The sequence below is a fragment of the Pseudomonas fluorescens genome (assembly GCF_019212185.1).
Classification (GTDB): Bacteria; Pseudomonadota; Gammaproteobacteria; order Pseudomonadales; family Pseudomonadaceae; genus Aquipseudomonas.
The window spans coordinates 1,408,625-1,425,484 of sequence record NZ_CP078138.1; the positions used below are offsets into that span (position 1 = coordinate 1,408,625).

Below are 16,860 nucleotides of genomic sequence, written 5' to 3' on the forward strand. Positions count from 1 at the left end.
GGTACTTTTTTCAAAAAGATCCATTTAGTAAGCTTCTAGGACACAGATCTGACATTCGCTCTTCGCTGAACTACGCTGCGATTTGATATCTTCGTATCATAAGGACATCACGCATGCGAATCAGATTGCCAGTCATATGGATGGTTGTTTTTTGCATGCTTTGGTCAGTCAGCCTTTGGGCTGACACCACAGTAAAACCGGTAGAAAACCTCGCCGAGCTTAAAGTCGCGAATCGTAGCGTTATGGTCTTTCACGCGACGATACTCGGTGAAGTGCCCGAGTTACGAGCAAAGCGGGCGAAAGAGGTCATTGGTGAGGCCCTGGAAGCCGATGACGGGCTAAACGTCACCATCGAGCCGATCATGAAAAGCTATATGGTGTTGTTGGGCAGTCGTAGGGCCTTCATTTTTTCTCCTGAGGACTTCAATGAGTCCGAATTCGACTCAGTACAGCAGGCAGCTGAAGTGGCGGCGGAAAAGCTGCGCCAAGCGGTCTCTGAAACTCAAGAAACGCGCAACCTGCATCTGATCCTCTGGTCAGTGGGAGCCGCATTGTTGGCAACTGGCATTTATGTCGCCCTACTCTTGGGCGTGAGTAATCTGCGACGGCGCTTGCTGAGAAAACTCCCCGAGTTGATGCATCAACATACCAGAGCGTTAAAGATTGGGCGGATTCCGTTGCTCGACGCCAATTATATGTATCCGTTGGTCGGCCGTCTGTTCGAGCTCCTGCGGTGGATTGCTGTGTCGCTCCTGACATACGAGTGGTGTGGTTTTGTCCTATTGCGTTTTCCCTACACACGACCGTGGGGTGAAAGACTTGATAGCTATCTATTGGAAGTCGGCGATTATTTTTTGCAGGGGATTGTCGGTGCCATACCAAGATTGGTCATAGCCCTAGCAATTTTTTTCATCGCGCGCGGCGCTACTGCATTTACGAGCAGGATTCTGCGTCGCATTTCTAGCCCTGGAAACTTCAGCTGGTTGAACCACGAGACCCTACAACCGACTCAAAAGCTCACTTCCCTGGCCATCTGGCTGTTTGCTTTGGCGATGGCCTATCCGTATTTGCCGGGTGCTGGCACCGATGCATTCAAAGGAGTATCGGTGCTGGTCGGCCTGATGATTTCCCTGGGGGCCACCAGCGTGGTAGGGCAGGCCGCCGCCGGGTTGATTCTGACCTACACTCGAACACTGCGGCTAGGCGAGTACGTGCGTATTGGCGAATACGAAGGAACCGTCACTGAGCTGGGTATGTTCACCACGCGTATCCGCACTGGTCTGGGTGAGGTGTTAACTCTGCCAAACTCATTGATCACAGGTGCTGTAACGAAGAACTACTCGCGGGCGGTCAAGGGTATGGGGTATGTGGTCGACACCGTGGTGACGATTGGCTACGACACCCCGTGGAGGCAAGTGGAAAGTATGCTGTTGGAAGCTGCCCGACGCACCGTAGGCGTCCTTGAAGACCCATCACCCCAAGTGTTTCAGACCGCGCTGTCAGATTTCTACCCGGAGTATCGCTTGGTGGCCCAGGCCATTCCGAATCTGCCGCGACCGCGAGCAGTGTTGCTCAGCATACTGCACGCCAACATACAGGATGTGTTCAACGAGTACGGCGTACAGATCATGTCGCCCCACTATCTGGGCGATCCGCAGCAAGAGAAGTGGGTGCCCAAGGACAAATGGTACACGGCACCTGCGCAAGAACAGAAGGATTACTGAGTCGTCTCAAAGGGAGTGGGCAATATGCTTGAATTCGTGCTCCATGCTTTTCGATCCAACCCGGAGATTGCGGTGTTCCTCGCTATTGCCCTGGGCGTTTTCATCGGTCGCATCCACATCGGCAGTTTTCACTTGGGCTCGGTAGCCGGGGCGCTGCTGATGGGACTGCTGATCGGCCAGATCGGCCTGGAAGTGCCGACCGGGTTGAAGTCGGTGTTTTTCGTGATGTTCATCTACGCGGTCGGCTTCAAGAGCGGGCCAGAGTTTTTCGGAAGCCTCAATCGCGGTACGCTAAAACTGGTGCTGCTATCCGTGGTGCTGTGCGCCACGGCGCTGGCGACCATTCTGTTGATGAACGCGGTGTTTCATTTTGACGCCGGTTTCACCGCAGGCCTCGGTGCTGGTGCGCTCACCGACACGGCGATCATGGGTACCGCAACAAGTTCGATCAATCAACTGGCGATCGACGCTGCCGCGAAGGCGCAGCTCAACAGTCATATGGCGATTGCCTATGCAATCACCTACCTGTTTGGCACGATCGGTCTGGTTGTCTTTGTAGGCAGTATCGCCCCGAAATTGCTCGGTGTGGATCTTAGGGCTTCGGCAAGGGAACTGGAGTTGGAATTAGGAATCGCCAAAGACGAAGACGCAATTACCGTACCGTACACGCGCATTGTTGTGCGTGCACATCAAGTTGCCAGCAATGGCGAGGCGGCTGGACAACGCATCGTCGATATCGAAAAGTTGCATGACTCTCTGACGTTCGAGCGGGTAGTGCGTGCCGGGCAGATCATCGAGCGCGATGAAGATTTCACCCTAATGACAGGCGATATTGTCGGTGTGTACGCCTTACGCGAAGCCGTTGGAACACTAACCCAATGGATCGGGCCGGAAATCGACCATCCAGTATCGTTATCGTTTCCGACCCGCAAGGTAGACTTAATCCTGACTTCGCCAGAGTTCGCCGGAAAGACCATCCATCAAGCCAAATCTCTTCTGGAAAATACCCAGCGCCTAGGTTGCTTCATTAACACCATTACCCGTCAGGGATACGAACTGCCGTTACTGCCTAACACTGTGCTTCGCCGGGGTGATGTACTTACTCTCACTGGACGCACGGCCGGCGTCGAGGCGTTGGCTAGGAGGCTTGGGCGGATTCGCGAGAGCAACTACAAAAGTGACATCGCCGTACATGCCTTGGGCATGGTGCTGGGGTCGCTGCTAGGTTTGCTGTCCACTCATGTCGGGATGATTCCAGTGGAACTCGGCATCGGTGGCGGAGTGTTGGTCGCGGCGCTGGTGATAGGCTGGTACAACTCCCGTCACCCAGAAGTCGGAGCACTACCCAAGGCCGCGCAATGGGCGTTTTCCGAATTTGGCCTGACTGCGTTTGGTGCAGTTGTTGGTTTGCTCGCGGGCCCGGCGGCTTTTGCCGCAATGAAAGAGCAAGGTCTGGCGCTGCTGTTATCCGGCGCGGTAGTGACGATAGTACCTCCGTTGGTGGCGCTGTATTTCGGTCGATATATACTTCGTCTGCATCCGATGATCCTGTTCGGCGCACTAGCTGGTGCACAGACGGAAGCCGCATCAATGAACAAGATTATCGAACAGTCCGGCAGTAACACTCCGGTCATTGGCTTTACCGTGTGTTATGGCATTTCCAACGTATTGCTGGCCGTGTGTGGGCCCATCATCATTTTTGTCATCGCAGGTTAGAGTGTTTTTCAGCAATCACTTTCCCTAAGTAAGATAGCCAACAAATGAGCTACGCCATTAGCCGTCTTGCGGCTGCGTGCGCTTTTGCTCAGCACTTTAATTGACAGAAGGGGCGTCACTCCTCCCAGCAATAAATTAGGGTGTTTCTGATCGAGCTGGGCTTCGATTTGGACGGTCTGAACTACGGCTTCGAACCGCGCTTTGATGGCGCTGACATAGGCAGCGTGGGCTTGCCAGTTTCATGTAAGCTGATTTATAGGGGCAGGCCGGGCGTCGGTGTTGACGTTGGTGCTCAAGATCAGACAGGCCAACAACAGGAAGCCGAAACTGGGCTCAAGGGCGGTTTTGTGCATTCGGCGCTCCTTGCTGAGTGATGAGTAGGCGTTGCTGCTCCTGTTCGTTCAAAGTGCGTTGGATTTCCCGGGCCAAGGTCTTGATGTCGTGTTTAGATATTTCGGTCGGCAGGACATCTAGGCCCACTGAGTTGTACAAGCGGCCCCAAGCCGCCTGAGCACTGGAGAATGCGGCTTCGCGCTGATAGCGCGAGAGCAGATAGCGCCCTTCGGAACGAATCACTTCCAGTTCTGAGCCCAACTTCCCGGTTTTCGCCGCCTGGGCGTAGTCGAGCAGGCTGCGGTCGACCCGCAAACTGTCCTCGGTGAATTCCACTTCCTGGCGCGCCAGTTGATAGCGCAGGGTACCGACCCGTACCTGGGTCAGGATTGCCATGGACAGAGCCACCCGACGTGTATCGTCGGTTTCGTTCTGGGACTTTTGCGCGGCATTGAGCGATGGCAATTGCAACAGGCGCAGTAGGTTCATCGAGACTTGCAGGCCGGTGGCGTTCCAGTCGTTGTTGTAGAGGTATTTGTTGGAGTCGTAGTGATAGCCGAAGTCGACGCTGACATTAGGCCACAATTGCGCCTTGGCGATGTCCAGGTCTTTCTGGTTGACCCGCTTGCGGTACCACTCTTCCATGATTTCCGGACGGTGCTCCATGGACAGCTGCTCAAGCTGCGCCATGCTCTGGTGCACCTCGGGCAGCGGCGGATCGGGTACGTCGGCCAAGACCATATTCGTCCCCGGTGGCAGCGACATCAGCGCAGCAAGCTCAGCCTGGGCAAACTCCAGATCTTGGCGCCGTACGGTCAGCAGGTAGATCGAATCGAGCAGAGCCCGCTGGTAGGCGAGTATTTCCTGGCGTGGCAATAGGCCGCGCTGTTCGGCTTCTCGGGCCGAGGTCAGTGCGGTGTGGGTGCGCATCAGCAGCTTGTCAACTTCCGGCATTAGGCGCTGCGCACCGAGAGCGCGCCAGTAGGCATTGCGCACGTCTTGCAGGACGTTCTGCGCGACTTTGCGCCGGCGCTCTTCGGCCATCAGAATCTGGTCAGCCTTCTGCTGGGTACGGTAATACGCTACGCCGAAATCCAGCAAGCTCCAGCTCAGTCCTAGACCATAGATTTCGCGGTAACGCTCTTCGGAGGTCGAAGGCCGCAAGCTGACCTGGCGGTCTTCGATACCGATCGAGGTACCTCCTGAGTCATTATTGCGTCCGGCATATCCGGCTGAGGCCACCAACCGTGGCAGCATTTCATGGCTGGAGACATCGCGCAGGTCTGAGGCCAGCGCGCTTTCCATGAGTTTGAGGCGGTAGTCGAGATTGTATTTCAAGGCCCGTGCGGCCGCTTCATAAAAGGTAATGGGTGCGGTGACCGGTTCCTGGTCGGAGTACATGCGGGACTGGTCAGAGATGATGCGTTGACGGTTTTCTTCGTCGGTGGAGGGTTTAAGCTCCAATGCAGAGCAGGCGCTAAGTACCAGTGCCCCTGTAAAGGCCATACATAGAATCCGGATAGCAGTACTAGGCATACTCAATCCCTTTTGCTTGTCCGTGTAGGAGGGCCCTGATAGCGACTGTTCGGTGAAAGCACAAACTCCTAGGAGTTAAGAATGGGGAGCTTGAGCGCTATGGGCGTAGGTGCATTGAGACCAAAATGGATATTGATAAACCCAGATCGCCGAAATAGCATGTTCAATCCTTGTATGGCGCCTTGAACCATACAAGGGTATGCGACACCGGTTATCTGACTTAATGAGCGTAGAGCTTTTTTTGTGCTTTTCCATATGTCAGTGCGCCGTGCTGACCTCAGTATGGTTCGCGGTACAATAGAAGTCATCGAACAACCAAGGCGTGTTGGGTGAAGCTCGCCTTTGGCAGGTTCAAGAGCGCCTGTTATCCCTATGGGAATGATGAGCTGAATGCTCTGGTCGTCGCTGCCGCGCTTGCCTACGAGACCGTCGCCCCCTGTCCAGTCTCGCAAATTATGATACCGCCAATCTATGCCGAGGAGCGGTGGTGACGATTCTGCGATGGTCGATACGTACCTCTTACTCCGATTGAGTCGCTTAAACCTATCAATAAAAAAGTAGGCTAAGTTGATATTTCCTGATGGCGGTGATGGTTAAACTCAGGAACGCCCACTTCGTGTTTGTTGACATCTCCGGCGATCTAGACAGCTAGATGTTTAGCGTTGGAATGCTGAGCACTGATTAGATCATCACATCATTTTAGTGCCGGATCGCCCATATTCATTCTCTTCCACCCCTGCAATAGCACCTGCGCCTTCGGCTCTTGGCCGCTGTCGAGGTAGTACTGGATCAGCGACAGCCGTGCATTGCGGTTGGCCGGTTGCACCTTGAGCAGGCCTTCCAGTATCGAGCACGCCTCATCAACCTTGCCACTGTCGTGTAACGCCACCGCCAGCACATAACCGTACTGCGCGTTCTGCGGTTCCAGTTGTGCAGCCTTGTGCAGCGCAGCCATCGCTTCGTCGGTTTTACCGGTGCGGATCAGTGACAGGCCCTGGGTATGTTGCAACAGCGCAGCCTCCGGGTGTTCCTTGAGGCTGTCAGCAAGCAGTGTTTGCGCTTCCTGACCGCGACCGTTGGCCTCCAGCCATTGCACTAGCGTCACCAGCGCCGGGTAGAAGTCCGGATCGCGCTTGAGCGCATCTCGCAGCAATGCCTCGACTTCCGAACTGCGCCCACTGGCCTGATAAAGCATGGCCAGATTGAGGTTTGCTTCGGCGCGTTCGAGCAGACTCTTCTGCACCGCCTCGTATTCGCCAATCGCCGCTTCCCAGTTGGCTTGCGCTGCACCGAGACCATTACTGCGGGCGACGCTGAGCAAGTCCCGCGCAACAACAATGCGCACCGCTTTCACCGGATCTTCCAGCAGTGGTGACAGCAACGGCGCACGTTCGGGTGGCGGCAGAAATGCACTGATTGCCCTCGCTGCACTTTCACGCACCTGTGGCTCAGGATTTTTCAGATCTTGCGTGGCCAGTTTCAATGCCTGCGCGCTTGGGTACAGCGGCAGTTCTGCCAGCAAGGTCGAGCGTTGAATTGCCGGCAGGTTGCTGCGCTGCAATTGCGTAAACAACGCGTCGGCAGCCCCGGGCTGGCCATTGCGGATCAGCCACAGACTTTCGTCGTAACGCGGTGCCTGCGGGGCGGTGGAGGCGCCCCACAGCTTGAACTGCGCGGTGATTTTGTCGCCAGACTTGCCCTGATGGCAGGTCATGCAGGCGTCCGGGGTGCCGAGTTTCTGCGCACGTTCCGGGTTGGGAATGCTGAAGCTGTGGTCGTGGCGGAAGTCGTTGCCCATGTAGAACTTGCCGGGCATGTGGCAATCCACGCACTGCGAACCCGGTTGGCCCATGGTGTGGCGCGTGTGTTCGATGGAGTCGTAGTTTTTTGCTTGCAGGCCTCGGCCATCAACCCCTTCAACCGAAGTCTTGCCCGCCGTGTTGTGGCATTGCAGGCACACGCCATTGCCCGGCACCTTCAGCTGCGTGCTGTGCGGGTTGTGGCAGTTGCTGCAACGCACACCTTTGTCGAACATTTTGCTTTGCAGGAACGAGCCATGCTCGAACACTTCATCCTTGATCTTGCCGTCCAGCGCATACAGTTCGCGGGTTAGGGTGCTAGGCAGGTAGTCGTCCATCAAGCGTTTGCCGGCCGTGTAGCCATCGCCCAACGGTGCACGACGCGCATGGCAACGGGCGCAGGTTTCGATCTCGACCGTGGCGTTTTTGTCGTTGAGGTCGACGTCGAAACCCTGATGAATCAGGTCGCCTTTTTTCTGCGTCCATTCCAGGTGATTGGAGGCCGGGCCATGGCAAGCCTGGCAGCCGACGCCGAGGCTGTTCCAGTGACTGTCGAAGGTGTTTTTCGCCGCATCGAAATTGCGCTTGAAACCGGTGGTGTGGCACTCGACGCACATGAAGTTGGCGTTCTGGCTCGGCTTGCTCCAGTGCAGCGGGTTCTTGAAGGTCACACCCTGGCCCGGATACAAATGGAACCAGCGGTGTTTCTCGGTATCCCAGGCCACGCCGAGGGCTTGCAGCCGACCCTCGCCGACCTCGATCAAATACTGTTGCAACGGTGCAATGCCGAAGGTGTAGGCGACTTTGAAATCGGCGTTCTTGCCGTCGATACCCGGCGTGTTGACCCAGAATTCGTCGCCCTTGCGCGCGAACACCGTGGTCTCTTTTTCGGCCTTGAAGGTGACATTGTTGAAGTCGCCGAGCATGGTCTCGGCGTTGGCTGGTTGCATCGCCAACTGGTGATGGGAGCCTTGCCAGTCCTTGACCTGCTCGCCGTGGCAGCCTTGGCATTGCTGCTCGTCGACCATGGTCGCCGGTTTCAGCGCGACCAGTGGCGGCTTGGGTGCGGCAGGCGCGGGCGCCGGTGCACTGATCGGTGGCACCGTGATCGGCGCGGTAACGGGCGCAGGGCTGAACAGAAACCAGCCTATCCCCGCCACAGCCGCCAGCAGCACGCTGATGGAGACGGGGAACAGATAACGTGAAAGTGAAGATTGAGACAAATCCGGGTCAGGATGTACCGATTTATTTTTATGCTTGGGCATTGCGACTTCCATAGTCCGGATGCTTTCGCCGTCAGGCGCTGGCTGAAACTCGATGCAGCTTTATTGGAAAGCAACCGTGAGAATTGACCCCTCTGAGCGGTCACTCGCCTATTGCGGCTGTGAAATGCGCTGTGTCAGTTATTTACACTAAATAGCAGAAAGTTTGGTTACCAGTATTAGTGAAATTTTGCTCACTGAAAAACGTTAGTGCACAGTGGGCAAAGCTATTGTCCGATGAACCAGCGGTAATACGGATTCCCTGCATCAGCCCGCATCACTTCGCGCATATCCCGAGCCCAAGCCTCTCGGTCGCCGTCATAGGCATGCAGGCTCGCCTGATAGAACTGCATCAGGCGTTGCCGGTGGACGTCCATGCGTTCGGTGAATTGACCATCGGCGTTGACCAGTGGCGCCGGTTGGTGCAGGTCGAGCAGGGCCGGCAGCACCCGACTGATTTCCTTCGAGCGCACCCAGGGTGCGTATTCGATGCGTGGCTGATCGTCAGTAACTGGTTTGGCATCGGCAGCGAAGCGCTCAAGGCCTGCGCGGTCAGTTACCCAGGTGGCGAGCAGCGCTGCTGCTGAACTTATGCCGACTTCCTGCAAGGCGCTGCGCACACCCTCCTGTTGGAAGCGTTCATTAATCTTCGTGACGTCCAGTGCAATCGGATTCATTGAACCAATCAGCAACATCTCGTGGAACTCGCTTGTCCAAAGGGTAGCGTGAGGAAACACATCGAGGAAGCTGCGCACCAGAGAGCGAGAATCGTCGATGTTTTGCGTTGGCAGCGGCAGCCACTGCGCCACCAATCCTTGCTTGTTCAAACGACTGGCGGCGAGTTGGTAAAAGTCCCGGGAATACAAGTTGACCACGCCGGCTGCGGAGGGCGGCGGCGGTTCGAGGGTAATCAGGTCATAGGCTTGCGGATTACGTAGGAGTTCCTGGCGACCGTCGCGCAAGCGCACATCAACACCCGGATCGGCCGCGACATTGAAGTTGCCTTTGAACAGCGGAGCAGCGTTGACTACCGATGGCAGCAGTTCAGCCACCACCCGGTGCTCCAGGCCCGGATAACGGGTCAGTGCACCGGCGGTGATGCCGGTGCCGAAGCCGATTACCATCGCCGAGCGCGGTTCGCCGTTATGTATCAACAGCGGCAGCAATGCCTGAATTCGCATGTAGCGCAGTGACGGCATGGCATCGCCAGTGTTGGACACCCCTTGAATGTAAAGACGTTGGAACTGTTTCTGCCCCTTGCCCTGAGCGACGACGGCAACGGTACCGCCACGTCCTTCCTCGTAGAAGGTTAAGATACCGTTGCGCGCACCGGGCAACAGGCTCGCCATTTTGCTCACCGGTGTGAAGGCGGCAAAGGCCACAGACAACAGGCCGATGGCAATCACCGCCTGACGCCTGCCTTTCTTCACGCCATGACTTTTGTGCGCCGCGATGTAAGCGACAGCTGCAGCGATGATCGCCAGCAAGCCCAGGGTTCGCACCAAACCTAACAGTGGAATCAACAAAAAGCCGCAGAGCATCACGCCGATGATTCCGCCCAGCGTGTTGTAGGCCACTACCTCACCGACGCTGCGTCCGACATGTTCAGGCCCGACGCTCAATCGCAATGCTAGGGGGAATGCCGCGCCCAACAACAGGGTTGGCACAAACACGATGCTCAGGGCCGCCACGGCAAACCGCGTGCTCATGCCCAGCAGTTCACTGCCACCTAGGCCCAGCACCCAGGATTCCGCTAGGCTCTGGGCAAACACCAACCAGCGCCCGAGGAGGGCGATTTCCAGCAGGGCAATTAGTCCGGCCCCGGCAATCAGCAGGGCGAACATGCCCCAGGGATCGCGCAGGCGATCGACTCGACGGGCCAGCAGCAAGCTGCCGAGAAACAGACCGGTGAGATACGTCGCCAGCACTACGGCGAACGCATAGGTACGGGTACTCATGAACTGCACGATGGATTGCGACCACACCACTTCGTAGCCCAGTGCTACTCCGCCTGCGATACAGTAGAGCCAGAGTGCGAGGCGATCGGGGGCTTTTTCAGCGTGACGCATTTCCACGGCGTAGATCGGCGCCGGGCGTTGACGCTGGAACCACAGGGCACCGGAAGCGGCTAAAAGATTCAGCATCGCGGCGGCTAGCGCGCTGCCACGCACGCCGAGAGTGGCAATCAGCACGAACGCAGCGAGCAGGGTGCCGGCGATGGCACCAGCAGTGTTGGCCGCATACAGTTGGCCGCCGGCCTTGCCTAATTGTTGCGGATTGCTGGCCAGAGAGCGAACCAGCACCGGTAAGGTACCGCCCATCAACAGTGCGGGCGTGCCCACCAACGCAAACGGCAGCACCCAGGCCAGCCGGCCAACATGTTCTTCCAGCCAGGCAAACGGGCTGGCTGCCAGACTCATGGCGAAGGTTGCGCCGACCCCGACTATGGCCACCAGTATTTCCAGCCCCGCATACAATAGAACCGGTTGCCGCATGCGGTCTGCCCATTGGCCGAACAACAAGCTGCCTAAGGCCAAACCAGCAAAAAACGCACTGATCCCAGTAGTAATGGCGTAGACCTCGACACCCACCACCAGCGATAGCTGCTTTATCCATAACACCTGATACACCAGCGCCGCAGCGCCGGACAAAAACAGTAATAGAGCGGGAGCCAGGAGTGTGCGAGAAGCAATTTGAGGGACAGGCATGGCCGACGACTTGCTGGCGACACGTGAAGGCATAGATTTATTGCCTATCAAATTAGCAGAAATAGTCTTGCGCACGAGCTTTCGAGCGCTCCGATCAAGTTTAATATTTTTAGAGGTATTTATTAGAAAACGAGAATAAAAAACCGCTCGCCAACGAGGGCGAGCGGTGGTTAAGCAGTCTTACTGTGTAGCTTTCATTTTTTCAGCGATTTTGGCGTCTACCGCAGCACGGATCTGATCCACGCTGAAGCTGGCCGGTTTTTGGCTTGGCGGATAATCGATGAAAGTCTGCAGGAACGCTGCGGCCTTACCGACTGCCATTTCAGTCAGATAAACGTTTTTGGTCGCCCAGTCGTAGTACTGGTCGGAAACGATATCAGCACGCTCATACGGATCCATGCGCAGGTTGAAGACTTTCGGTACCCGCAAGCATACGAACGGTTCGCTCCAGACCTTGAAACCACCCGGTGCTCGTTGTTCACAGAACACGGCTTTCCAGTTGCCGAAACGCATCGACACCAGCACGCCATCGTCGTTGAAGTAGTAGAACTCCTTACGCTCACCTTTTGGGCTTTGGCCGGTCAGGTACGGCAGTTGGTTGAAGCCATCCAGGTGTACTTTGAAGCTGGTGCCGCCGGATGTCGGCGCCCAGCCTTTGAGCAGCTTGTTGGTGACGTCGGTGTCACCTGCGGCGGCGAGCAGTGTCGGGAACCAGTCCAGACCGGAGAACAGCTCGTTGGAGACTTCACCCGGTTTGATCTTGCCCGGCCAGCGGATCATTGCTGGCACACGGTAGGCGCCTTCCCAGTTGGAGTTTTTCTCGTTACGGAACGGCGTGGTCGCCGCGTCCGGCCACGACCACTGGTTAGGGCCGTTGTCGGTGGTGTAAACCACGATAGTGTTGTCGGTGATTTTCAGGTCATCGAGGGTTTTCAGCAGTTTACCGACATCACCGTCGTGCTCGATCATGCCGTCGGCGTAATCATTGCCGGGCATGCCGCTCTGGCCCTTCATCGAATCACGCACGTGGGTGAACGCATGCATTCGCGTGGTGTTCATCCATACAAAAAACGGTTTGTCCGCTTTCGCCTGTTTCTCGATGAAGGCTTGCGCAGCGGCGGTGGTTTCGTCGTCGATGGTTTCCATGCGTTTCTTATTCAACGCACCGGTGTCCTCAATTTTGCCATCGGCAAAACTGTGGATCACACCGCGAGGGGACGTCGCCTTGACGAATTCCGGGTCATCTTTTGGCCAATACGGACGCTCGGGTTCTTCTTCTGCGTTGAGGTGATACAGGTTGCCAAAGAATTCGTCGAAGCCATGATTTGTCGGCAGGTATTCGTCCTTGTCGCCCAAGTGGTTCTTACCAAACTGCCCGGTGGCATAACCTTGGGACTTCAGCGCCTGGGCGATGGTGATATCACGCTTTTGCAGGCCCACCGGAGCGCCTGGGATACCGACTTTTGAAAGTCCGGTGCGCAGCGGCGTCTGGCCGGTGATGAACGAAGACCGTCCAGCGGTGCAACTGTTCTCCGCATAGTAGTCGGTGAACATCATGCCTTCCTTGGCGATGCGATCGATGTTCGGAGTCTTGTAACCGACCACGCCCATCGAATAAGCGCTGATATTGGTTTGGCCAATGTCATCACCGAAGATCACGAGTATGTTGGGTTTTTCGGCCGCCCCGGCTGTTGCCGAAATTGCCATGACCGAGGCTGCCACCAGGGCGAGCTTCGGTAGCCATTTGCGTATGCGATTCATTGAGTGCTCCTTTCGCTAGCTTCAGTCGCTTATCCGCGACCAACTTGTCTTACGTTCCTGCGTAAACCATTTTTATTGCACTTGCTGGGGTGTAGGAAGATCAAAGGGATAGACCCGACGCCATTCAGACGCCATGTCTACGATAGTCCAACCTTGAAATTTTGCTTCATCCAAAGCCTTATCCAATCGGCCAATATCGGATTGTCGGTCGTAAGCCCATTCACGCTTGGCGTCGGTGTGATGCACCAATCCCATTAGGCTTTTGCCCGGGCCTTGCGCAGTCCACTGCAGCATTTGCAGGTCACCGTCGGAATTGCCGAACGCCAGGATTGGTCGTTTGCCGATCACCGCGTCGATGCTTTCCGGTTTGCCCGGGCCGTCATCGTTATGAGCCAGTTTTGGCGTGCGCAGGATCGACGCCTTACCGTTCTTGAACTGAAATGCGGTGACGAACGTCGTACCGATCACCTGCTCCGGTGGAATGCCATAAACTTTTTGCGCAAAGGCGCGCATGAACGCGGTATCGCCACCGGACACGATATAGGTCTTGAAGTCCTGGCTGCGCAGGTAATCGAGCATTTCCAGCATCGGCTGGAAGATCATTTCGGTGTAGGGCTTGCCGGTTTTCGGGTGACGGGCTTGGCTGAGCCAGGTTTTGGCGTAATCGTCAAACGCTTCGGTGGTGATGCCGGTGTGGGTGGCGCCGACAATCTTCAGCAAACCGTCCATGCCGGCAGAGGCCAACGCCTTGTGATCGTTTTCCAGCACAGCCTTGAACGGCTGCGTGGTTTTCCATTCCGGGTGCTGCGGCGCGGTGCGCTTGACCTCATCGAGAGCGAACAGCAACTCAAAGTACATCGGCTGCTCGCTCCACAGGGTACCGTCATTGTCGAACACAGCGATGCGGTCTTCGGGTTTGACGAAGTCCTTGCTGTCTTGGTCGGTCACGGCCTGGACGAACTCGATGATCTGTTTCTTCGAAGGGCCATCGTTCCAGGAGGGCAACGGTTCGGCCGCCTGCACTAGAAAGGGCAGGCTCAAGACCAGGGTCAACAGGAAAACCATCCAGTGATAATGGCGTTGAAATGTCGAGTTCTTCATGGGAAATCCTTCTCCTGAACCGGGTTGAGTGGGCGTAACGCCGGAGTGACGGGTGCCTTGTCACGTTCGGCCTGACTATGCAGCGTAGACAAGGATTCTCGCAGTTGACGCAGTGCCTGATCTTTGACCGATTCCCAGCCATAGCAGGCACGCAGGAAGGTTTGCAGGTGCGGGCTGAGGTGAGTCAACTTCAGGCCGTGACGGGTGCGGCGCGTCCAGAGATACAGGGCACTCAGCTGTGCCGGCTTGCTGTCGATTTGTGCCGGGATTTGCTGCCACGCGTAGTCGGCCGACGCTTGCCACGCGGCGTGCCTGGCCTGGCGTCGGGCCCGCCAGCCAATGTATAGACGGTGGGCGAGGGGGCGGGTGAACCAGCCGAGGGCCACTATTGCTGCCAGCAGCGCAAGCCAGCCGACCCAGTGTCCGGACAGGTGCAGGTGGTTTTGCTGGCCGAGTTTTTTCAGGTCTTCGGTGATCGAGAACACCGGCTGGTAAGCGGTATTGATCGTCGCGTCGAAAGTCAGGGCCGGCACGGTCGCCGTGCGCGTCTGGCGACTGTCGGCGTCCCACCATTTCAGCTCGATGGCGGGCAAGGTGTAGTGGCCTTCTGTGTCGATCCGGTAAGTCACGGTGTCGATACGCTGGCCGCCAGTGAAGTTGCCTCGGCCGTCGTTGATGTTGTTGATCTGCGGCGCTTTCGGATAGCGGCTCAGGCCCTTGATGTCGCCCAGTGACGGGGTGGGCAAGGCCATGGCCATGGCGCCATCGGCCTGCAGCGTCAGTTCCCGGGTGATGCTGTCGCCTGCCTTCAGCGGTGTGGCGGAAGGCGTCATTTTTTGCGTGAAGCGCAACGCCTGAGCGACCAGCACCGGCTCATCGGGTTGGAACCCCGGGGGCTGGGCAGCGGTGAAGTGTAATGGCTGACTGTTCGCACTCAGCTCATTGGTGGCTTGTCCGGGTGTGACGTGTACGGTCAGTGCCGGAATGTCGAACTCCTGGGCCAGGTTCGGCGTGATGAAGTAGCTGTAGCGCATGCCAGCGTAGGTTTTGCCGTCGAGGGTCTGGTTCAGGTGCTCGGCATGGCCGTCGGGTGGGCGCACCAGTGCGCCGGATATTTTTAGGTCAGGCAGGGTTGGTGCATCGGTGAACCAGGTGTCGGTGAGAATCACCAATTGCAACTCGACCAGGCTGCCAACCATGATCGAGTCGGCAGGTTGCAGCGTGGCCTGGACTTTCAGCTCGACAGCGAAGGAGTTAGTCGCGAACAGACAAAGGAGTATCAGCGGAAGTTTTGTAGTAAATGGGCTTACGATAGACTTAACGTGATTTTTCAGGCTGATCATGGTTTACCCCCCACCTGATCCTGCAAGCTGAATTTTTGTTTGAGGAATTTGGCCGGCGAGGTGGTCAGGTTTCGCAGCCACTGTTCATCGGACGCGGCCTGCGCGGTCTGCACCTTTTTGCTTTGTCCCTTGCCCGGCGCCTTGTCCATCTTGATTTCGTCGGGCTTGACCTTGGGGGTGTTCTTTTCGGCATCTTCGGTGTCTTTCTCCAAGGCAATGGCCAGCGCCAGGTTGGCCGTGGCTTCCGGAAACTGCGGCTGTAATTTAAGCGCCTGGGTATAGGCGGCGATCGCCTGATCGAACTTGAAGCGGCGCACGTAGATATTGCCCAGATAAAAGTAGGCTTGCGGCGTGTCCAGGCGCGCGAAGCTGGCAAGCGCCAGGTCGAAGTCCGCAGCGTTGTACGCGGCCACGCCTTTCCAGTACGGATCGACGAACAATGCGGCGGCCTGCGGATAGCGTTCATGTTCGAAAGCCCAGCGGCCCTGCTGGTCACGGGTGAAGAAGGCGTCCGTCAAGGCATTGGCCTGAGCCGGCGTCGGTTGCAATCCCAAACCCACGGCCAGCAATAAACCGGCCATCCAGTTCAGGCTCCAGCCCTTGCGCACGCTGAAGAACGCAATCAACAGCAGCGGCCAGCACAACCAGTAACCGGCGTCTTTCCAGTGCAGTTCACGCTGCTGGTCACTGGCGGCCTGGAAGTGTTGTTCGGCGTGCAGTTCGATCCAGTCCAGATCGTCGTTGTCGAGGGTCAGGCTACCCAACGGGGCGTCCAGCGCGGATGCAAGTTGCTTGAGCGCGTCCTGGTCGAAACTGCCGATCTGCGGGCGCCCATTGCTGTCGGTGCGAGGGCCGCCACCCGCGTCATGGATGATGCCACCATCCGTGTTTCCGACGGCCAGGATCATCACTTGAAGGTCACTGCCATCGAGTTGCTTGTCGAGCCCGTCAAGCGCCGAGGTGTCCGCGCCGTCGGTGATCAGCAGCAGGGTACCGGGAGTTTTTTCGGCGGCGAGCAGGCGATTGGCCTGATCGATCACGGCGCTGACGTTTTTCCCTGGTTTGCTGATCAGGTCGGTGCTCAAGGCTTGGATAAAGGTGTCGAGCAACCCTGGATCGTCGGTGGCCGGCAGCACCAGATGGGCGCTGCCGGCATAGGCGATCAAGGCGTTGCGTGCGCCAGAGCGGCGCTGGATAAGGTCGTGGAGCTTGTGCTTGGTCGCTTCCAGGCGCGTGGGCGAGACATCGCTGGCGTCCATGGAGGGTGACAGGTCGACGGCGATGATCAGCGGCGCCCGATTTTCCAGAAAGTCTGGTCGATCCTGTTCCCAGGTTGGCCCAGCCGCCGCAATGGCACCTAATACCAATAACGCGCACACCAGATGGACAGGGCGTAGGCGATGAGGGTCTTTTGGGGTTATCAACAAATGTGACAACAGATGCGGCGCGATACTGTTGCGCAGACGCTTTTGCAAATCACGACTGTGCCGCCAAAAAAAAGGCAGCGATGCGCCGAACAAACCGAGCAGCAACCAGTACGGACGCAGGAAGTGGAAGTCGCTTAGATTGATGTCCAT

The 16,860-nt window shown here is 57.1% G+C and carries 9 protein-coding genes; 2 read left to right on the top strand and 7 right to left on the bottom strand.

What is annotated here, in order from left to right; translation table 11 throughout:
- Positions 1-113: 113 nt before the first annotated feature.
- On the top strand, positions 114-1,724 hold the full coding sequence (locus tag KW062_RS06130) for a mechanosensitive ion channel family protein (protein ID WP_105755015.1): 1,611 nt from the start codon (positions 114-116) through the stop codon (positions 1,722-1,724).
- 24 nt (positions 1,725-1,748) lie between these two features.
- Positions 1,749-3,440, top strand: coding sequence for an aspartate-alanine antiporter (gene aspT, locus KW062_RS06135; RefSeq protein WP_105755014.1), 1,692 nt, complete (start codon positions 1,749-1,751; stop codon positions 3,438-3,440).
- 333 nt (positions 3,441-3,773) lie between these two features.
- On the opposite strand, the gene KW062_RS06140 is transcribed toward aspT, so the two are convergent.
- The 7 genes from KW062_RS06140 to KW062_RS06170 form a co-directional block, all read right to left on the bottom strand.
- Positions 3,774-5,279 carry a TolC family protein gene (locus KW062_RS06140; RefSeq protein ID WP_371321430.1) on the bottom strand — a complete coding sequence of 502 codons (1,506 nt, stop codon included), beginning with the start codon at positions 5,277-5,279 and terminating at the stop codon, positions 3,774-3,776.
- Between the two features lie 724 nt (positions 5,280-6,003).
- Positions 6,004-8,373 carry a tetratricopeptide repeat protein gene (locus KW062_RS06145; protein ID WP_105755012.1) on the bottom strand — a complete coding sequence of 790 codons (2,370 nt, stop codon included), beginning with the start codon at positions 8,371-8,373 and terminating at the stop codon, positions 6,004-6,006.
- 224 nt (positions 8,374-8,597) lie between these two features.
- Positions 8,598-11,111, bottom strand: a complete 2,514-nt coding sequence (locus KW062_RS06150; RefSeq protein ID WP_105755011.1) for a fused MFS/spermidine synthase — start codon at positions 11,109-11,111, stop codon at positions 8,598-8,600.
- A gap of 147 nt (positions 11,112-11,258) precedes the next feature.
- Positions 11,259-12,839 (bottom strand): arylsulfatase, encoded by a 1,581-nt coding sequence (locus KW062_RS06155; RefSeq protein WP_105755010.1) that lies wholly within the window; start codon positions 12,837-12,839, stop codon positions 11,259-11,261.
- Between the two features lie 72 nt (positions 12,840-12,911).
- On the bottom strand, positions 12,912-13,940 hold the full coding sequence (locus KW062_RS06160; RefSeq protein WP_105755009.1) for an HAD family hydrolase: 1,029 nt from the start codon (positions 13,938-13,940) through the stop codon (positions 12,912-12,914).
- Positions 13,937-15,283: a BatD family protein gene (locus KW062_RS06165; protein ID WP_105755008.1), complete on the bottom strand. Its 1,347-nt coding sequence runs from the start codon at positions 15,281-15,283 to the stop codon at positions 13,937-13,939. The genes KW062_RS06160 and KW062_RS06165 overlap by 4 nt, the downstream gene beginning before the upstream one ends.
- Positions 15,280-16,860, bottom strand: coding sequence for a VWA domain-containing protein (locus tag KW062_RS06170; protein WP_105755007.1), 1,581 nt, complete (start codon positions 16,858-16,860; stop codon positions 15,280-15,282). The genes KW062_RS06165 and KW062_RS06170 overlap by 4 nt, the downstream gene beginning before the upstream one ends.